Genomic DNA, 19730 nt, shown 5'->3' on the forward strand with positions numbered 1-19730 from the left:
ATTATATAAGTTTTACAATTCCTGGTTCTGGAGAATAAATTTCTCCAGTTTCCATAAGTTTTTTCAGGGTTGTCTCAAACTTTTCTTCAACGATCCCTTTTTCAAGAGCTTTTTCACGAAACTCTTCGATCTTCATTTTTCCACCTGAAGCTTCAAGGATCCCAGTCATGATAGACTTCCGGTCTTTACTGGCTGACACGCTTCCTGAGGAAACTTCGGATACCGAAAGTTCAGGTGTTTTTTGTATGGGTTTATCTTCAGAACCTGAGCTGCCGGTTTCTTTTTGAAAGGTGTTCAGGGAAAAAGTTTCTGTTCCTTTTCCGGAAATTTCAGCTTGCAGGCGGGTTCTGAAGTCCACAGCCTCGGATAATTCTTCAAAAGAACCGAGTACTCTGAGCTTCCGGGCCTGAAGGAGAGATCCGCAGTGCTGGCATCTGAGAGTCTTTTTTCCAGGCTCTGTTATCTGGGCATGCTGCCTGCATCTGGGGCACACTATCACAGAATAACGGCTTCCGGTTCTTTCCCCGATTTTCACTTTCCGTACCTTCTCTGCCTCTTCTGGAAGTCTCTTATCACTCTCAGAAGGTCTATTTTTCTCACATCTTTCCAGTTAACGTCCGTAAAATAGAGTTCCGAATAAACGGACTGCCATACAAGAAAATCCGAAAGTTTCTGCCCGCCAGAACGGATCATTATATCAGGCTCATGCTTGACAAGGAGGTGTGATTCAAGCATTTTTTCGTCGACGTCTTCAGGCCTGATGCGTCCAGCCTTAACATCGTTGAGGATAGAAATTACAGACTTTGTGATTTCCCCTCTTCCTCCAAAACCAAGCGATAAATATACAAAAAAATCCCTTCCCTGCCGGCTGCTTTTTACTTCTCCTTCAAGTCCATATATTTCATAACCTGTTCCGGAAGGAAGAGCCATGAAGCTTTCTTCCAGTCTCTCTCCAAGAGTTGAAGCAAGCTCGGTTTTCACCGGCTGGTCAGCCTCAAGAATATCCACATAGATGCTCACAAGCTCTACCTTAAACTTTCTGAATGTAAGGAGAGCGGAAAGGAGTTTTTCAATTCCTCTGTATTCAAGGAGATCTGTTTCCTTGAGAATAAGAGCTACATGGGCTGGAATTTTTGTAGCTGACCTTGTTATTTGCCAGGCAAGGTATTTCTCATAAAGTGGCTGACCAAAGGAAAGCAGGTCCATTGATACTCCTTCTAATAAAGCCTTAATTGGGGCGGTATTTCTTTTTAATTATTTCTCTAATGAATTATTTATCTTATGAATTGTATCTCACGCCTCTGTTTTCCTGTCTGAATTTTTCGCTTTCCCTATGCTGGTTACTTTGCAGTAGATACAATCTTTATTACGTCCCCGTTTTTCAGTTCGTGTTTTTCCCCAAGCCTGAGCCTTGTCCTTGCATCCACCGCATACAGGAAACGGTCTCCTATTTCGGTATGGATCTGGTATGCAAGGTCGTGGCAGGTAGATCCCCTTTTCATTAGGTAGGCGTCTGGCAGCATATTACCCAGTTTGTCGGACCATTTTCCTTCGTCCTCTACAGGATATACTACAATAAGATCAAGAAGTTCAAAGACAGTCCTGTTTATGCACTCCTGAATGCCGGTAGTGCCGAACCTTTCGAGTACTTTATGGATAGCGTCAAGCCCTTTTTTCTGGGGTTTTGTGACATCTTCCGTTAGCAGCTCAAAGTCTCTATCTCCTGGAGTATACTTTATTATCCCGCCCTTTGCCGCTGACCTTAAAGCCAGTTCGGCTGCTGCACTCGTGGATACCACTATTCTGTCAAGTTCCCTTAGCTTATCCAGGTTTTCTCTTGGGGCAATATCAGCCTTATTTGCAGCAATAAGCATTGGTTTGCTGATTTCTCTCATGGAGTCGCAGAGCCGGATCATATCTTCTTCAGTCCACTTAACATGATCCACCCTTGCAAGCCCTGTCTCTATCAAGGCTGCGTTTACGTGGGATTCCTTTATCCCTGCGCCGGCAAGCTGTTCTGAAATCACTATTTCAAGCTTGAGCCCTTCTGCCTGGATTTTTCTGGAAAGCTTAACCCAGTTCCTCTCAAGAATTCCGTACAGCCACATTGTAATTTCCCTGTTCAGGAAAGCCACATCATCGAGGGGGTTGTGGTCTCCTATATCTACAGGGTTTCCTTCAGCGTCTGTCCCGCCTGAGGCATCTACAACATGAATTATCGCCTGAGCCTGCCTGAGTTCATCAAGGAATGTGTTTCCGAGCCCTCTCCCTTTACATGCATCCGGCACGAGCCCTGCAACGTCTATGATGTCAATAGGAACAAGCCTGACCCCGTCCACGCACTTCCCGCATGTTTTTCCTTTCTCTTTGCAAGGGCATTCAGCCCGGACATATGTAACGCCGTGGTTGGCATTTATAGTTGTGAAAGGATAATTCGCAATCTCAACATCTGCAAGGGTAGCCGCTTTAAAGAAGGTGGATTTGCCCGCATTGGGCTTTCCTGCAAGGCCTATGGTCATCGACATAAATTATAAAAAAGAACTTGTTGCATTTAATCTTTATTGATAGTGAAGTCATGGAAAAATGGTTTTTTTCCCTTCGTTTTTCAGGAACGCCGTACAGATTCTTCATATGCTCGGCTGGCTTTTGAATAATAAGGTTTATATTCTAGTATGTGCTTATGAGTGGTGCTCGCTTGCGTCCCGATAGGGTAGTGGATATCCTTGAGGCCTGCGGAGCCTTAGACCTGAGTTCAAGTCTCAGTCGGGACGTAAATTCTTATTTTTAATTGTTCTTTAGTTATTCACTTCATGTTCGTTATATTTACCTTTTATTACGCCTCTTATGATTTTTGAATGTTTTTTCCTCTTTGCTGACTTTTTACCCAATTTTTGATCTAAAAACCCTTTAATTCTCCTTATTTTTTTCTTTTAGATCCTGTTTTTCCCATATCTTTTCTGTTCATTTTCACTTACATCTGAAATCTATCAAAAAGATAATGAATACAAATTAACTTATAAATAAAGACCAAAAGATGGTGAGATTCATGAAAGGGAATATTCTGGTTTTACTTCTGGTGTTTGTGTTTCTGTTTGCCTCCGGCTGTACAGGGGAAGACACAGAGCCTGCCGCTGAAGAATCCAATGCTTCAGATGCCTCAGCGCAGGACAACGTATCGCAGGAAAACGCTACTTCAGGGTCTGGAGAAAAATATATTGTTTACCTTGAGTACTATAATGCAACAACGCAATCAGTAACGCGTTCAGAACTGGATATCTCGGTGGGGGATACAGTCTCCTGGTGGAGCAAGAAAAGGCAGGGAACTTATACCCTGGTAAGCGAAGAAGCTCTCTTCCCTGATCAGAATCTTACTTACAGGGTCCCTTACAGCTACACCTTTACTAAATCGGGAACTTACCTTTTCACTATAAAAGATGCTCCGGAAATGAATGTCACAGTCAGGGTGAGCTGAGATCCTCAGTTCTCCCTTTTTAAAATTACTTTTTTCTACAGATACTACTGGTTTTTGAGATCTTGAATTTTTTTAGAAAGTAAGAAAAAAAGCATACACATGATAGTGTAATAACTCTCTTGTGGAGAAGCATCCCCTTATTGCTTTCAGGAACATTACCCTTCAAGAGCCGTTCTGTCTGAAGCTATTTTCATTGGAATCCTGGCAGAAAGAGAAAGGAGAATTTTCTTTCAGACCCTGGTAATCGGCCTCGCCATACTCTTATAGTGGTCGAAAAGTTCTTTTCCCCATTTAAGTGCACTTTCATCAAAACTTACCAGGTTGTGGTTGTAATAGATCCCGCTGTTACAGAAGAGGGACAGAGCCATAAACTTCTCCGTAACTATGCTTGACGCGATTTTCATATTATTATTATTGCAGACATAAAGTTTGGTATACTTCAGGTTCAGGAAGTGTTCAAGCTCTTTTTTGTAGTCATTGAGCATCCTGTCATAGACATACTCCGTGAATACAAGAGTAATATCCGTACCTTTTGCGGCAAGCTCTATACAGAGAGAAGGATAGATGGGAAGGAAAAATGACGAGGAGATCATTACCTTCTCGGATTCGGAAAGGTGTTTAACAACCTCTTTCGGGTACTCGAAAACATGGTTTCGGTCGGGGTTTACTTCCATGTAGTCTCCCAGTTTTCCTATGTTGTCCAGAAACTCGGGAGGAATTGACGTCATATCCTGGTTTATCCAGTAATCATGGTTTTTATCGAAGACATTAAAAGTTTCGAGAATAGCTTTCATCTTGGGAACAAGAATCTCTCCGATACTGGAAAGCTTATATAGCCTGTTATTTTCAACAATTAAGTCCTGCTTCATCAGGATCTTTATCTGGGTCATTATCGGGCTTGAACGTACATCGAGTGTATCTTTAATCTCCTCGATAGTTTTGGGTCCGTCCATAAGAAGCAGAAGTAGGTTTTTCCTTTTTTCTGAAAGAAAGAGAACATCAAGTAATGATGATTCCATCTAATTCCCTCTCTTGTTTTTCATCCTGTTATATCCAACATTGTATATATCTCTATACCGGAAGTTTAAACACTTCTCTTACTTCTCCAACTTTACAGTTATGGAAAAGCACTCTCACAGGTTAAGAACTGCAGGGAAATCCTGAAAATTGCCATTTTTGCGTAACAAATTACTACAATAAGATATATAATCATTTTTCATTATTTCGTCTCTGGAGTCCCTCATTCAGGAATTTATCCGGCAAACCCCTGATTGGTGATCTCTTCATATTCAAGAAAAACTGGACAGGATAGACATCTAGAAATAGCTGTGGGTTTCATTCTGTTTTTCCTCTTTTTCTCTCTTTAAGTTTATATTATTTTACCTGTTTGGAGAGTCTCTTGAGATAATCAAATAATTCCTGTCCCCACTTCCGGGCACCGGGCTCAAAGCTCAAAATAAACTGCTGATCAAACTTTCCATTTTTATCAAAGAGCCCCAGGAGCATTATTTCATCAGTTACCGTAATTTCAGAGATCTTTACTTCTCTGGAAATATAAATGCTTACATTATCCATTCCCATTAACTCTTTTATCATATCAGAGTGTTCGTTTGAGAGATAGTCCCATACAGATTGTGTAAAATTCAGGGATAGTTCGGCATCCTTTCTCCCAAGTTCTACATACAGAGGCAAATAGGCAGGATTAAAATAAGAAGCAAAGGTTGCAGTCATTTTTGCATTTACCATACTATCAATAATCTTCTGGGAAGGCTCATAAATGTGGTTCAGGTCCGGCTCTATCAGGGTGCAGTCTCCAAGCTCTGCGATCCTTTCAAGAAGATGGCGGGGAATTGAATTCAAATCATGGCCTGTCCAGTAACTGTTGTTTTTTTCCACAACATCAAGGGCACTGATAAGTGGCTTTACCTTTTTAATTATAAACTCTCCCAGTACCGTGAGCTTATACATCCTGTCTTCCTGGACAATAAGATCGCTGTCTATCAGTTTCTTTATCTGGGGCAGGATCGACGTGGCAGTAACGTCCAGTTCATCCCTTATTTCATCAATACTTTTTGAGCCGCTATCCAGCAGTATAAGAAGATTCTTTCTTTTATCGGAGCGGAAAACAAGATCAATAAGTGAAGACTCCATCTCTCCCTACTTCCTGCAGTATCATTTCATGCAAACCATTGCAGATTCTTTCTTTCGGCAGGCTGGTTCTCTGGCCGTTCTCTTTCAAATTCAGGATTATTTCTCCGGTATTTTTTAAATTCCCTATGGGATGAATGCAAATATTCAGTCTATTAAAGCACCAGGGGTACAAACCCCCACAAATGTCATCTTTGTTTCCATTGGGGTCTGTTTCCATCCAGGGGGAACAAGATATTCTATGCTGGTATCTATCTTTATTGAACTTTCCGGAAGCCCGAAATCTTTCATCGAATCCAGAATGAGCTCTTCGCCGGCTTTTTGAGAATATTCCATTGCAGTCCTGTAATGTTCGAATTTCTTTCTTCCAGCCGGAGTAAATACAAGGAAATTCTGATCCGGGTTTTCCATTGAACTTGGTCTGATAATTATCTCAATTCTTTTAATTCCTTTTCCTACAAGGGCTCCTACAGCATTACCTACTCTTGCCTGCTCCGGGACAATAATTTCTGCATCAATGAGAGACTTCAGCTCTCCATAGTAAGCTTTTACAGGTCCTCCCAGCAAAACTATGGGAATATTCACTTTATACTGGATAGGAACTTCTTTTTCCAGCATCAGCTTTATTCCGTCTTTCCCCCTGCCTTCCAGCATGAAGGATATCAGGCTGTAAGCCATATTTTTCGCAACCTGCTGCTTTACTTTTTTACAGAAAGCGATCGCTCCCAGCTGAGTAAAGCGGGAAAGTTTTTTGGCTCCTATCTGGGCAGCCCCTACATCCCATTCTGTGTATTCTCCAAGGACATGCAGGGCATCTGTAGGTGTAAAGCCTATTGCCTGAATTACTCTCTGGTTGAGCAGAGAATCGAGGACTTCAGGAGAGGGGAAACGCTTCATTTTATTTAAAATATCGTGGATAGAGAGAGGTTCGTCTCCTATTGCTTCAAGCAGTTTTACTTCACTCTCTGTAGGATTGATAAGCGCAGCTCCGGTCCTGACAAAAAATTTTGTGGGCTGAATATGCTCATTGAGCATGGTTCTCAAAGGTATGGGATTTTTCTCAAGTTTTTCTTTGAAATTTGGATAATTTACTGCAGCAACACAGAGGGGCATGACTCTTCTGGGTCCTATTCTTATGCATTTTTTGAACCATATATGGCTGTCTCCTCCGTTTGCGGAACTCTCCATTTTTATAGCTTTCACGCGGGTCTGCCAGCCTCCAACAATTGCTCCTTTTTCACAGAGTTCCGGCTCCCCGTTCTTAATCATGGAGACATCCGTACTTGTCCCGCCAACATCAATGACAGCACATGTATCAAGCCCTGAAAGGTATGAAGCTCCCATAATACTTGCAGCGGGGCCCGAAAAAATGGTTTCAATCGGGCGCAGTTTTGCCCCTTTTATATCTATGACTGAGCCGTCACATTTCAGCATAAGGACCTTTGCATCAAGGTTTCTTTCATTTATTTCAGTCATGATAGAATGGATGAACTGATAGGTTATGGGGATTAACTGGGCATTTAAAACTGCTGTAGCCGCTCTTTCGTAAGCTCCGAGCTCCTGGGACAGTTCATGCCCGCAAACCACGGGGTGCCCCGTAAGTTTAAGGATTACTTCCTTTATCTTATCCTCATGTTCAGGGTTTCTGGTACTGAAATATGAAGAAACAGCAAATGCAGACACTTTATTTTTAAGACTGATCGCAAATTGCTCTACAGATGCGATGTCGAGAGGATGAAGTTCGTCTCCGTTGCTATCGTGTCCTCCTTTAACCGTAATCGTGTAATCGGCTGGAAGCTCCCTGGTAGCGGTATCAACTCCTACAAGGATCAGGCCGACAGGATATCCTGTCCTTTCCAGAATTGTATTTGTAGAGAGAGTTGTAGAAACCGATACAAGTTTTACTTGCTTGAGATATTCCGGGTTCAACTTATTAATTGCGTTTCGAATTCCGGTCATCAGGTTTGGATAGGTGGTAACTGCTTTACTGGTGTCAAGGATCTTGCTGTCCGAATCTCTCAAGATAACAGCATCCGTGTATGTTCCACCTGCATCAATACCCAGACTATATTGCATATCAAAAAGCCCCATTTTTTATTCTATTTTAGGCAATCCGTATCCCTTTTTCAGCTGTATTTAATCCCTACTAGCCGGATTTATAGGGTTATGCCTCAAGATATATATTTTTACTTATAATGTTCAACAACTTCCGTCTCCTGCCATACTATTGTCAGGCATTTACGCTATTCCTGGGAATTCCTACACCTACGTAAACGAGTTTTGTCTCCAGAGGAACATCTGTCCATCCGCTGGGTGACAGATGCTTCCTGCTTACATCTATTCTTATATCTTCTTTTCCAAGCCCAGCGCTGATCATGTAATCCATAACAAGCTGCCTCCCCAGCTTTTCGGCATACTCAAGGGCTTCAGCATATGCTTCAAACTTTTTCCTTTCAGATGGGGAAAAGACAATAAACTCGTTTTTCTTTTCCTCCTTGAGCATTTCTCTTATAACTTCACTCTCCGGAGCTTCACAGTGCTCCTCACCTGCGGGAACTTCTTCTCTGGTCCTGGGAACGAGCCTTGTTTTTATGAGGATCTCCACTCTTTTAATCCCTTTTCCGACAAGAGCCCCTACCGCATTACCGACATCAGCGTGTTCGGGAACTATAAATTCTGCATTGATCAGTCTTCTCAGTTCTTCAACATATGCCCCTACAGGGCCTCCAAGAAGCACGACCGGGATTTCTACACTGAAGCGCGTAAAATTTTTTCCTTTAAGCACTCTGTCAATCTCATCCCTCGGCATTCCCTCTATCATATATGCGATAAGGTCTTCGGCAATATTGCGTGCAACCCTGCGCTTTACTTCTGCACTGAAATCCTCCGGGTCCTGCTTAAGTGGCCTTCCAAGTAAGTAAGCTCCTATTCTTGCAGTTTCCACGTCCCATTCTGTATATTCGCCAAGTACATGGAGGGCATCTGTAGGTGTAAATCCAATAGCCTGGATCAGCCTCTTCTGTATAAGTGAATCGAGTATTGAAGGGGAAGGGCGCTTTTTCAGGGCTATAAGCAGGTCTCCGAAGGAAACAGGCTCTGTCCCTATCTGCCTGTAGATTTCACGTTCTCCTGCTTTCAGCTCTATAGGTCTGAACCCAGTCCTGACAAAAAATTTCGTTACCTGAATGTTTTCACAGAGGTAACCTTTTGCTACCCTGTTTTGCTTGAGTTTATCCCTGAATCCTGGATATAAAACCGCAGCCCTGCATAGGGGAATTACTCTGCGGGGACCAACGTTGATTCTGTCGCCCTTAAGCCATACATGGCTGTCACCTCCGGTTGCTGAAGTTTCCATGCGGATAGCCTTTACACGGGTCTGCCAGCCTCCTACCACCGCACCCGAGCTGCTGAGTTCAGGTATTCCTTTCTGCATCATGGCAACATCCGTGCTTGTCCCTCCAACATCAATTACAGCGCATGTGTCAAGCCTGCTGAGGTGAGATGCGCCTACAAGGCTTGCGGCAGGACCTGAGAAAATGGTTTCAATGGGTTTTTCCAGGGCTTCTTCGATCCCGACCACCGCCCCGTCGCATTTTAACATCAGCATATTTGCATTGATTCCGCGGATTTCGAATTCTCTGATTATTGCCTGGATGAATTTATGGGTAATAGGAATCAGCTGAGCGTTAAGGAAAGCAGTTATAGCCCTCTCGTAGGCTCCAAGGTCCTGGGACAGCTCATGCCCGCAAACAACCGGATGTCCTGTGAGTTCCTTTACAGCTTTTTTAACTGCAAGCTCATGCTCGGGGTTTCGGTTGCTGAAGTAAGAAGAAACTGCAAAAGCGGAAACTTTACTCTGTACTTTGAGTGCGAATTCTTTTACCGCGTCAAGGTTCAGGGCTTTTAATTCTTCTCCGTCACTGTTATGCCCGCCCGAGACTGCTATCCAGTAATCTGTAGGAAGTTTCTCAGGGATCACGTAGTCTCCTACCATGATCAGCCCTACGGGAAATCCCGTGCTTTCCAGAATTGTATTTGTAGATAGTGTGGTTGATACGGATACGAGCTTTATGTCTCCGAGATATTCGGGGTCCAGCCTGTCGATTGCATTTTTCATTCCGGGCAGGGGGTCGGGGTAAGTTGTCAGAGCTTTGCTTGACTCAACTACCGCTCCATCGGAATCTCTTACGATAACGGCATCTGTATACGTGCCCCCTGCGTCTATTCCAAGACTGAAGTGCATTTCCTCATTTACCTCTTTTATGAATTGGATAGTAACTTCTTCAGGCTTTCCGGAAAGTTTTCAGTTTCTGGGTTATTATTGTTGACAACCGGTCAGTTTTGAGCCTATTTAATTCCGGATGCGCTGAATTCCGGTGATGGTTAAAGCCTGCGTTATACTTTAAGTCTGAATAGTTGTTAAAGATGTAAGTAGCTAAATGGATATCTGATAATATCCAGATAATTCGAAAGGCGGATTTAAAAATTCTAATTCCAGAAGCGTTTTTTCAGGTTTTAATTGATTATTATAAGAGTGTTATTTTTTCAGAGCACTATTTTTTCACTTACCACTTCTGGTTTCCCTTTTTTATTATATTATTTTTAATATCCTATTTTTTCGAATCCATAATTATTTGTCTGGATTTATATTTATTTTTCTGACTTATAATTATTTGTTTGATGTCTCATACCTTTCTATCCTGCTTATTTATACCGTTATTTTTTTTCCTTCTTCAGGGATTCCAATCTTTTTCTGGATTGAACAATTTCTTTCAGGATCAGGTTCTGCTTTTATAAGAGTATAGATATCCTGACCATATGCTGTTTTCAATCTTTTTTCCACCTGGTCCGCAATTTCCGCAACTTCCTGGATATTTAAAGAGTTATCCACAGTAATACAGGCATTGATCGCTATTCCGCTTCCTATTCTCCTTGTTTTAAGCTCGCTGGAACCCGTAACTCCTTCGGTTTTGTTTATTATTTCGCTGATCTTTCGGTTATCTTCTTCATCAAGGGAAGCCTCTATGAGTTCATTGACAGTACCATACAGGAGCCTGCCCGAGGTTCCGAGAAGGTAAAGGCTTACAAGAGCTGCAATAATAGAATCAGTTACATCCCAGTTTTTGCCGGGGAGAAAGGTACATCCTATGCCCAGAGTAACTAAACAGGCGAAAAATAAACTTCTGATTTGAGCCTTTCCGGTATAAGAGCCAATTTCTGATGAAATGCCGTCAACATATCTTCCTTTTTTCCTGCTGAAAAAAGGAACAATTTCTTTTGATACAAGGGCAAGAGCAGCTGCTGATAACGCAAAGATTTCAGGGGCTTCTGTCTCTCTTCCCTGTATAAATGTTAGCAGTTCTTGTGAGGCCATATTTATTGATTGTACCCCAGCAAAAAGGAGTATGCATGCTCCCGCTCCCATAAAGAGAGTTGCAACTTTTCCATGCCCATAATTATGGCTCCAGTCTTCGGGTTTGCTTGCTATAGAAACTTCAAGAAACTTTCTAAGTTCGCTGATCAGCTCTGAAAAGGAGCGGACCGAATCTGCAATAAGCGCTGTGCTGTTTCCTAAAAGTCCAGCAAATAATTTAAAAATAGTCAACGCAAGGCTAAAAAAAAGTGCTGTATATGATATTTCCTGTTTTTCATTCAAATCTTTGTCCGCTTTCATCAGAAATTCACCGCTAATGAATTTTTTCTATCCTCCTTTGGTAAAGCGGACCCTGAAGGGTCTAAAAGAGATTTTAGCATACAATATAATAATCTAAAATTCAAATAAAGCCTCTAATGCCTGCATCCGTCCTTATGTTGTACAGGATGCAGCATCTTCAGCCAGTAAAATCAATAGATATGGAGAGGGTAAGTAATTGAAAACACAGATAATGAATCTGTGTTTTCAAGGGTTGGATTTTTTTGGGCTTTCTATCCTGTTTTTGCCCTTCCGTTTTGTGGGTTTTGTAGGTCTTCGAGGTTGGTGTAGGTTTCCTCAGAATCCGTTTTTCATTCCGTTTTTCGTTTCGTTTTTCTTTTTCTGAGGGCGTAATGCTGTCATTACTTTATCTTTAGAGTGGAGCAACTGTCTTTCCATGGACTTCATTCATTATCATAGCAAGAGCCGTATACATGGACGCAAGGCCCATAATAAGTCCAACATATCCAGCCACTACAAGCAGCCCGGCACTCCCGGTTGCGTTTACGACGGCTAGAAGCATAAACAATATAAATAGTGTTACAAATACAAACTGAAGGGCTCTAACTCCAATCTTCATTGTAATGATTAACATAACAAAGGTGTACACACCCCAGATGAAGAGATATGCGGCCATTGCGATTCCAGAGGAGGCCTCAATCCAGCCCATTGCAGGCATAACGATAAGTCCTGCCAGTGAGAACCAGAAAAGCCCGAATGCTGAAAATGCTGTTCCTGCAAAAATATCTCCTTTCTTCCAGGACATGATTCCTGCAAACACCTGGGCAAATCCTCCCAGGAATATTGCCATGGAGACGACCATTGACCCCGCAGGGTATACACCGATATAGCTCAGACTTAACAGAACTGCAGCGAGGCCCAGGCCAGTAAAACCAAGAGGGGCAGCGTTTGCGGTTTTGTCAATAATTACTGTAGAAGTTCCTGCGTTTTCGCTCATGATTATTCTCCTGAAGCCATTTTTTGAAAAAAAAATAAAAAAAGGAAGTTTAGGGCTTAGAGCCCATAGTTTTCTGGTCTGAAAACTGCAACTTCCTGCTTGAATTTGGTCAGGTTGTCGCTCATGAACTTGTCAGCATCGTCGGTGAGAGCTACGAGGTCGGCTTTAACCTTTGCAAGAGCATTGGTTTCGAACCTTGTGAGTCTCAGCTTGCCGGAGTTGACTCCGGATTCGATAATGTTGCAGCACTCGATTGCAGCGGCCTTTGCACGGAGGTAGTTGTCGTTTCCGTTCTTTGCAATTGCCTGTCCAACCTTGTAGGCGTTGTCGTAGGCGAGGACATATCCCTGTGGGTCTCTGTATTTGTCGGAGAGAACGAGGATGTCCCTGAGGTCCTTTGCCTTTCCGGTCTTGAGGGCGACGTTCATCATGGAACAGTCGTATGCAAGGGTTTCGGACCAGCACTGAACGGTTGTACCACCGAATTCACCGTGGTATTCAACAGATTCGTTGGACCAGAGGTCACAGCACTGCATGACCAGGTTACCCATGAGGTCAGAGTGAGCGCAGGTTGAGGTCTTACCTTCCTGTGTGATTGGTACACCTGCAATTGCCTTTATGATGGAGTTCTCGTAACCACAGTCTTTTCCAGGGCCCTGTGCGCCTGCTTCATATGCACAGAGTGACCTTGCTGCAGAGATTGCTCTTGCAACGATTGCAGTTGTGTGTGCAAGGTTCTTGTCAAGCAGACCGCCTGCAATGAACATTGCAGTGTTTGCCTGGGCACAGTCTGTGTCACCAGCTGCAACAGTGCCGGTTCTCTTTGCAATTGCTGCAATGTCGGACCAGACCATTTCCATGTCCATGCTGCCGAGTACACCTATACCGAAGAGGATACCTGCAGTGTCGTTTCTCAGAATGGAGTAGTCGAATACTTCCTTACCACCCATTGATTCAACGGACAGGAGGTCAGCACCGGACTTGGCACACTGCTCGAAAGCTTCGAGGAAGGTGTTGTATTTGTCTCCTCCTCTGAGGTCGAGGAAGTCACGGTCTTCACGGATGTCACCAATTGTGTGGCGGAGTGCGCACTTTATGCCGTATTCATCGTGGTATTCTTCCATGATGGTCTTCTGGGCGTGTGCAACAGCTGCTCCCCAGGAGGGGTGGTTGGACATCTGCTGGACGTGTTCGGTTTCGAGTACTACGGAAGGAGCTCCGATCTGGACCATCCTTGCCATGATGTCAGTGGTGATCCTTTCGTATTCCTTTACGAGTTTTTCCTTGGATTTACCAGCTTCAGGTCTTGGGGCATAGTTAACTTCAGGGGATGTGTAACCTGCACCGATCTCGAGTCCGAGGCCTGCCTTTACTGGGAATTTTGATTTACCGAAAATGAGTTCATCTGCGTTAGCGTAAGCCATTGAAGTGTATTTCTTTACCATTTTGCTCCCTCCTTAGTGCTTGTGGAATTCCTCTCTTAAGGCAGCTATGTCTTTTATGCCTGAAACGATTGCGTCAGCAATCTTGGGGGCATCTGCAGCCTCTTCACCATAGACTCCGAGCTCATACTGGGATACGAAGTCCTGGTTCACAGCACCGCCACCGCATGCGAATGGGATTTTTATTCCCTTCTCAAGGAGCTTGTCGTTAACTTCCTTGAATGCATACATGGTGGTTGTCATGAGGGCAGTACCTGTGACCATGATTGGCTTGTTTTCAACAACAGCGTTGATGACCTCGTCTACAGGAACGTCTCTTCCAAGGTCAACTACATCATAGCCGTTTGCTCTCAGGAGGGCAACAACGATGTTCTTTCCGATGTCATGCACGTCACCTTCTGCAACATGGCAGACAACCTTGCCCTTTGCTTCGGGGACTTCTGTTGTCTGGCTCTTACAGAATTCGATACCTGCAAGCATTGCATCGGCAGACATCATAACGTTGGGGAGGAAAATGATACCATCATCATAGAGTCTTGTTACAACTCCCATACCGATCATAAGGGCATCGTCAATGAGGTCGATTGGCTTTTTGCCTGCTTTAATTGCGGCTTCAAGGCCCTCAATTACGTCGTCCTCTTCACCCTCATAGATTGCTTTTGCAATTGGGTAAACGAGTTTGTCCTTCGGGTAAAGCTCTTCTGCTGCTTCGTCAGGTGTCATTTCCTTTTCGAGGGCGACGTTGTAGCGTACTAATATGCCATCGACATCTTCCAGTTTCAAATCCAACATATTTTAACCTCCATTTTGATAATGAAGAGATCTCAGATTGCTCAGATCTTCGATCCTGCAAGTTGAATCTCCCAGAGTTTCAGGTATTTCTTTTGAAATACTGTCTGAAACAATGAAAACGAATTCGAAAACCTCCAGATCGAACTCTTTCCATTGTGGGGGTATGAATAACCTCCTGGTGGTTATCTGGTTTCACAATAATACTGAATTAAAGGCCTTTATCCTGTTTTTAAGACTTTTTAGGAACGAATTTTTTCCTGGGGTTCAGGATTTCTCTATTCCTATCAGCCTTTTAGCCTTTTCTTCCCAGTTACCTGATGAAAGGTGTACTCCCTTTTACTATTCGGGAATTCACTTGCAGATGACAGTTGGCTTTTCTGGAATATACCTTCATCTGTGCTAATTTTTGCGCAGCTATAATTTTATAATTCTGGCTCCAATTTTCCGCACAAATGATTTTATAAAAAAGAATTGTTTTTTTCTTCTCTTTGTTTTGATCAATGGCTTCAAAATTTATTGAGCAATTATCGCCTTTTCGAAGATATCTCTATTTGAGAATCTTGAATAAATGCAGGCATTTCTTTGAGCTTAGGAGGTTATCAAGTGGATTTGTTTTATATGGTGGAATATTGGTAAGGCAAAATGTAATGTATCAGGGCTTTCTCTTTAGAGCATTAAAGTGAATTTAACATGCTCACTTATTCTTCTGCATCTTCCTCGAAACTTTATTTTCTTATTTATATATAAGAAGATCTTTCGAAGTTCCCTTTTTTTTAATTGTCCCTGTACTAAATAAACTTTATTTTTTTGCCTTTTTCCTGCCGTTTTTCAAAAAGTGGCAAACTTTTCCCCTGGTAAGTTTTTTCCCCTCTGTTTTCAATTTATTACTATGTAAACTTTGTAATTTTTTATATATATTTCTTTTCGTCCCAAAGCCATGTTACTTTATGAAGATGAAAGAGTACTTTCTCTCTCCATATGGAGGGGGTTATCTTCGGGCAAAGAGCGAGGACAATTTCATCCTATATAAAGTCTTTGCATGTCAGGTCACAGCTTTCCTGAACCGGAAACTTCCTTCCTTCAAAAGTTCCTCTGCTTAAAGGGTTTATTGGTAGTCTGGCTTTAACCGTAATTGCTTTTTTATTTTTGTAACTGATGGCTGTGTGTATTCCAGCTTTTAACTTGCCGTTGTGTCCACAGTTTTGATAATCCTCTCCGAGGGGTTCATCCCTTTAGCTCTATTATTAATAGTATTTGGACTGTCAGATGCCATAAGATTTCTCAGTACTCAACAATGGTTCTGCGAGTAAAGCAAAAGAACCCTCCAGTTGTTTTTCCGGCTTCTGCCCCCCCCTGAAATCATCCACTCAATGACCAGTCTATCTGCCGTATTGACTATGATTTCTGTCCTCTGCCATCTTCTGCAGGCTTTGTTTTATGGATTGAAATCCAGCAAGTCGTGCAGAAATATGAGGCAGGGTGAGTTTTATCCTGGAAGAAAAAGTATAATGCAGGCTTCTGAGAGTCCGGTTACAGGAATACCATTGACTTGCCCTATCTGGAATGGCGAAATGAACCTGCACAGTATTATATAGACTGGTCAGAGATATAGACTGGTCAGAGATATAGACTGGTCAGAGATATAGACTGGTCAGAGGAAACAACTTAACATTTATTACCAGTTGTAACCCGGAATTATTTCTGGCAACTCCTCCCGGCATTAATTAATTCATGAAAAAAATGGTTGAAGAATGGCAGAAAAAGGAAAATTTCAATCTTATCCGCCTTTTACTTTCTCCTTTTCTCTTCCTGTTTTTACTCTTTCATACCTTTAATATTCACGATTCTCTGTACGTTTTCCTGCTGTTTATGTTCGTGATGCCCGTGATTATGTTCATGTCCGGCTTTATGTACATATATTCCCCTTTTCTCAAAGGTCTCCTTCACAGAACTGTTTACGGCATCTTTCAGGGCTTCTTTGTCAACGTTTGAAACTGCAGAGAGGATCTTGAATGTCGGGAGAGCTCCTTCTTTTGACTTAATTATGTCTTCCTGGGGATCTTCATAATAAATAGTAACGCTCTGCTTTACGGTTTCCATGCCGTTGTCAAGGAAGAGTTTTATGTGCCCTACGAATTCAGGGTTTAATTTCAGAACCTGTACTTTTATCGTATTCATCAATTCGGTTGTGAGTTCTCTGGCTGCTTCCGTGCTCAGGTTTTCTCCGCCCTTAATTGAAAATTCCGCAGAATAACTGCCAACCCCGGAGGCTTTGATGGAATCTTCGGTCTCTTGAGACTCGATAGGTCCTGAATTTTTTTCTGCAGCAGCGGCCGTCTGGATTTTTTCCGAAACACCTTTAACATCAGGGAGGATTTCCTGCATGAAATTTTCAAACTTCTCGCCTGTGTCTCTTGCTGAAAGCAAAACCACCTTTGCTTTTGGATTTAACTGCTGAACCGAAGCTTCAAGGATTGGTATCCTGATAGGTTCAATCAGATCTACCTTGTTTATTCCCAGAATCTCAGCATCTATAATCTGCCTCATGGCAAATTCTTTAACTTCTTTCATCAGCTGTTTAAAGCGGCTGCCGTCAATAAGGGTTACAAGAGGAGCGATTTTCACTTCTTCGCCGAAGTTCATAAGTTCTACTTCGTTCCTGATGACGTGCGGGAAAGCGATTCCTGTGGGTTCGATCATTATGATGTCAGGCTTATATACATTTACAAGAGTGTTCATCGTTGTCCTGAGCCCGACTTTCAGGGAACAGCAGATGCACCCGCTTGTGATTTCTTTGGTATCGAATCCGAACCGCTTTATCACATCTCCGTCAATCCCTATCTCTCCTATCTCGTTTACGATAATCGCAACTTTTTTCCCTTTCTCTGCGAGGTATTTGCCCATATTGATAATGGTGGTAGTCTTCCCGCTTCCCAGAAAACCTCCAACAACAATGACGTCCACTTTTTTTCCTCCGTTTTCTGCCGCTTTCTGCTTTTTGTCCCTTTAATTCTATTTTATATAAAAAGTAGTGTAAAACCCTGCTTTAATTCAGGGATATAAGTGTCAACTTTTCTATTCTCAAAGTATATTTCTCTATCTCTGAATTGGAGTTTGTCAAAATTTTTGTTGATATCTATTAACCCTATCTGGCAGCCCATAGAAATTGAAAGTATGAAAAAAGAAGAGGCTGGAAAAATCAGTAAAAACAATAAAAATAGCGTGGTAAAAGGACATCTTCAGGTATATTGTAATCTGATTATTAATTTGCGAATAAAACAGGGAGTCAGAGTCTTCCCCCTGAAGCATCCTGCTTTATTCCAGTTTCGATTAATTGTTCTTACCTTTTTCCGTTCCCTTATTATTAGATTCCTGCAACGGTCAGGTTTTCCCATTTGAACCTGTCATCAGGGCAGGCATGCAGGCAGCGCTGGCAGTTTGCCCCGTCGCAGAGGTCGGTCCTTATTTTGACAAGGCCTGTGTCATCCATTCTGAGGGCTCCGTTCGGGCATACCTTTACACATTTCTTGCAGCCCTGGCAGTCTTCGATAACCATGGTAAGGTAGGTCCCTACTTTTTCGAGCACTTCAAGCCCTTCTTCTCCGAGTACAGGAATATCCCTTTCTACCTGGCGGTCGATTTTAAGGATGGTTGAGGGCTCGTTGAGCATGGGGAGTTTTTTCTTTTTCAGGAACTTCTGGAGCATCTTGAATGCCATGCCCTCGTTCCAGTAAGCAAGTTCAAGAAGGTAAGCTTCCTTAAAGGCTTCAGAGGTTGCAAACATCACATGCGTACCCAGAATTTCCTTTGCAATTGCCTGCAGTTCCCAGAGCCTGTCTTCAGAAAGCAGAATTTCCCTGGCAACTGTTAGGGAGGTGTTTCCTATCTGGGAGACATAACTTGCGTTGTAAGGTATCATCCCTACCTGATGGGCTTTTGCGGCGTCCATATAGGTCCCGGCAGCTCCTGACATGTGGGCTATCTTGAGGTCTTCCATCTCAATGCCTGCAGCTGCACAGAGGGTGATGTGGCCTGCCCGGAGCGCGCCTATCGCTCTTCCGGCTGCAATAAGGTCTTTCTCCGTGAACTTGATGCCGTCCTGCAGGTAGATAATGCTTTCAGGGGTCTGGATTTTTGGCAGGACTATTAATTTGTTCCTCATTCCTGCTTCGATAAGGGCAATAACTCCCGTACCTGTGATGCCTTTTGCAGTAACCTCTCCCTTTTCCACAACGTCTCCTGTTTTCGGGTTAACGAGATCTCCTTTTGCCGTCTTCATGTCTTTGTCAAGAACATAACAGCGCAGATTCTCTCCTTCAAATTCTACATCACAGATAGTATGCGGGGAAGCAATGGATCCGTATTCGATTTCCTGGCCTTCGAGAGCAGGACCTGCAGCAGCCGACCCTGTATAAATAATTCCGTTTGATTTCAGAGCCATCTCGGCATTTGTCCCATAGTCCGTGGCAATTGCGATTTCATTGCTCTCGATCATGCCTGCTTTTACAATAAGGGCAAGTGCATCGGCTCCAACCTCGTGCTTTATTGATGGAGGAACAAGCAGTTTGCAGTTCTTGAACTCCTCAAATCCTGCGATTTCGGTCAGAGGTATAATCCGGGCATCTCTGTTCTGCTCTTCAATATGATACTTCTGTTTCTTACGTTCGCCTGCGTATGCCAGGTCTTCAATGGAAATTCCCTGAAAGATAGAAAGCTGGATAGGATTTCCGCAGATTGCGAACTTTTCTGTTTCTTCGGGATTTACTCCGAGCTCATTAAGGATATTTTTCACTGCTGTTGCCGAGAGCCCGTGGGCTTTGTCAAGCCCGTAATGGATTGCAAAATCAAGGTGGTCCATTACGTTTGCTCCTGGCAGAGGATTCCGGAGAGTAATCACGGTTTTCTTAATCTTGCCGCTCTCCAGGTCAATTTTCTGGGCCCTGAATCCACTGGTTCCCAGGTCAATTGCAACTCCTGTTCTCATATCTTAACCTCCTCCAAAAAAGTTTAAGATTTCTCAACTAATCCTTTCAACAGCTCTTGTTTTTAATAATTTTAAATAAGTTTTGTGATTGATAAGCCGTCCCTGTAAGTTTGCTGGATTATTTGCCTGGATTGAGTCTCCTGAACTGACCGCCTGTCAGGGCCCTGTTCTGGATGTACCCCATCCCTGAGGTCCCTTTCCGGCAAATTTAAAAAAACATGAATCGGGCGTGAAGTCCGGTG

The 19730-nt window shown here is 42.9% G+C and carries 14 protein-coding genes and 1 tRNA gene; 2 read left to right on the forward strand and 13 right to left on the reverse strand.

Features of this window, described 5'->3' with window-relative positions; all coding sequences use genetic code 11:
• Position 1: 1 nt before the first annotated feature.
• From PLL47_RS02650 to PLL47_RS02660, 3 genes are all read right to left on the reverse strand, one after another.
• Positions 2–535 carry a DUF5817 domain-containing protein gene (locus tag PLL47_RS02650; RefSeq protein ID WP_324444477.1) on the reverse strand — a complete coding sequence of 178 codons (534 nt, stop codon included), beginning with the start codon at positions 533–535 and terminating at the stop codon, positions 2–4.
• Positions 532–1206, reverse strand: coding sequence for an undecaprenyl diphosphate synthase family protein (locus PLL47_RS02655; protein WP_324444479.1), 675 nt, complete (start codon positions 1204–1206; stop codon positions 532–534). The genes PLL47_RS02650 and PLL47_RS02655 overlap by 4 nt, the downstream gene beginning before the upstream one ends.
• A 134-nt stretch (positions 1207–1340) precedes the next feature.
• Positions 1341–2525, reverse strand: coding sequence for a redox-regulated ATPase YchF (locus PLL47_RS02660; protein ID WP_324444481.1), 1185 nt, complete (start codon positions 2523–2525; stop codon positions 1341–1343).
• A gap of 174 nt (positions 2526–2699) precedes the next feature.
• On the opposite strand from PLL47_RS02660, the gene PLL47_RS02665 reads away from it, so the two are divergent.
• Both PLL47_RS02665 and PLL47_RS02670 read left to right on the forward strand, forming a co-directional pair.
• Positions 2700–2771, forward strand: a tRNA-Arg gene (locus PLL47_RS02665).
• Positions 2772–3046: 275 nt separating this feature from the next.
• On the forward strand, positions 3047–3472 hold the full coding sequence (locus PLL47_RS02670; RefSeq protein ID WP_324444483.1) for a cupredoxin domain-containing protein: 426 nt from the start codon (positions 3047–3049) through the stop codon (positions 3470–3472).
• A 230-nt stretch (positions 3473–3702) separates the two neighbouring features.
• Here PLL47_RS02670 and PLL47_RS02675 read toward each other — a convergent pair whose 3' ends face one another.
• The 10 genes from PLL47_RS02675 to PLL47_RS02720 form a co-directional block, all read right to left on the reverse strand.
• On the reverse strand, positions 3703–4491 hold the full coding sequence (locus PLL47_RS02675) for a helix-turn-helix transcriptional regulator (RefSeq protein WP_324444485.1): 789 nt from the start codon (positions 4489–4491) through the stop codon (positions 3703–3705).
• Positions 4492–4846: 355 nt separating this feature from the next.
• Complete coding sequence (locus PLL47_RS02680) at positions 4847–5623, reverse strand: helix-turn-helix transcriptional regulator (protein WP_324444487.1); 777 nt, start codon at positions 5621–5623, stop codon at positions 4847–4849.
• A gap of 144 nt (positions 5624–5767) precedes the next feature.
• Positions 5768–7696 carry a hydantoinase/oxoprolinase N-terminal domain-containing protein gene (locus PLL47_RS02685; protein ID WP_324444489.1) on the reverse strand — a complete coding sequence of 643 codons (1929 nt, stop codon included), beginning with the start codon at positions 7694–7696 and terminating at the stop codon, positions 5768–5770.
• Positions 7697–7850: 154 nt separating this feature from the next.
• Entirely contained in the window at positions 7851–9863 is a 2013-nt protein-coding gene (locus PLL47_RS02690; RefSeq protein ID WP_324444491.1) for a hydantoinase/oxoprolinase N-terminal domain-containing protein, read from the reverse strand.
• 465 nt (positions 9864–10328) lie between these two features.
• Entirely contained in the window at positions 10329–11294 is a 966-nt protein-coding gene (locus tag PLL47_RS02695) for a cation diffusion facilitator family transporter (protein WP_324444493.1), read from the reverse strand.
• Between the two features lie 391 nt (positions 11295–11685).
• Positions 11686–12270 carry an acetate uptake transporter gene (locus tag PLL47_RS02700; protein WP_324444495.1) on the reverse strand — a complete coding sequence of 195 codons (585 nt, stop codon included), beginning with the start codon at positions 12268–12270 and terminating at the stop codon, positions 11686–11688.
• Between the two features lie 56 nt (positions 12271–12326).
• Positions 12327–13715, reverse strand: a complete 1389-nt coding sequence (mtaB, locus tag PLL47_RS02705) for a methanol--corrinoid protein co-methyltransferase MtaB (protein WP_324444497.1) — start codon at positions 13713–13715, stop codon at positions 12327–12329.
• Positions 13716–13727: 12 nt separating this feature from the next.
• Complete coding sequence (gene mtaC / locus PLL47_RS02710; RefSeq protein WP_324444499.1) at positions 13728–14504, reverse strand: methanol--corrinoid protein MtaC; 777 nt, start codon at positions 14502–14504, stop codon at positions 13728–13730.
• Between the two features lie 1815 nt (positions 14505–16319).
• On the reverse strand, positions 16320–17468 hold the full coding sequence (locus PLL47_RS02715; protein ID WP_324444501.1) for a GTP-binding protein: 1149 nt from the start codon (positions 17466–17468) through the stop codon (positions 16320–16322).
• A gap of 400 nt (positions 17469–17868) precedes the next feature.
• Positions 17869–19488, reverse strand: a complete 1620-nt coding sequence (locus tag PLL47_RS02720) for a methylamine methyltransferase corrinoid protein reductive activase (protein WP_324444503.1) — start codon at positions 19486–19488, stop codon at positions 17869–17871.
• Positions 19489–19730: the final 242 nt, after the last annotated feature.

The sequence above is a fragment of the Methanosarcina sp. genome (assembly GCF_035390745.1).
Classification (GTDB): Archaea; Halobacteriota; Methanosarcinia; order Methanosarcinales; family Methanosarcinaceae; genus Methanosarcina.

Excerpts from the sequence above, each read along its gene's own strand:
- PLL47_RS02680 (WP_324444487.1), bottom strand. The coding sequence starts at position 5,623 with ATGGAGTCTTCACTTATTGATCTTGTTTTCCGCTCCGATAAAAGAAAG.
- mtaB (WP_324444497.1), bottom strand. The coding sequence starts at position 13,715 with ATGGTAAAGAAATACACTTCAATGGCTTACGCTAACGCAGATGAACTC.
- PLL47_RS02670 (WP_324444483.1), top strand. The coding sequence starts at position 3,047 with ATGAAAGGGAATATTCTGGTTTTACTTCTGGTGTTTGTGTTTCTGTTT.
- PLL47_RS02690 (WP_324444491.1), bottom strand. The coding sequence starts at position 9,863 with ATGCACTTCAGTCTTGGAATAGACGCAGGGGGCACGTATACAGATGCC.
- mtaC (WP_324444499.1), bottom strand. The coding sequence starts at position 14,504 with ATGTTGGATTTGAAACTGGAAGATGTCGATGGCATATTAGTACGCTAC.
- PLL47_RS02720 (WP_324444503.1), bottom strand. The coding sequence starts at position 19,488 with ATGAGAACAGGAGTTGCAATTGACCTGGGAACCAGTGGATTCAGGGCC.
- PLL47_RS02660 (WP_324444481.1), bottom strand. The coding sequence starts at position 2,525 with ATGTCGATGACCATAGGCCTTGCAGGAAAGCCCAATGCGGGCAAATCC.
- PLL47_RS02695 (WP_324444493.1), bottom strand. The coding sequence starts at position 11,294 with ATGAAAGCGGACAAAGATTTGAATGAAAAACAGGAAATATCATATACA.
- PLL47_RS02655 (WP_324444479.1), bottom strand. The coding sequence starts at position 1,206 with ATGGACCTGCTTTCCTTTGGTCAGCCACTTTATGAGAAATACCTTGCC.
- PLL47_RS02675 (WP_324444485.1), bottom strand. The coding sequence starts at position 4,491 with ATGGAATCATCATTACTTGATGTTCTCTTTCTTTCAGAAAAAAGGAAA.
- PLL47_RS02685 (WP_324444489.1), bottom strand. The coding sequence starts at position 7,696 with ATGCAATATAGTCTGGGTATTGATGCAGGTGGAACATACACGGATGCT.
- PLL47_RS02700 (WP_324444495.1), bottom strand. The coding sequence starts at position 12,270 with ATGAGCGAAAACGCAGGAACTTCTACAGTAATTATTGACAAAACCGCA.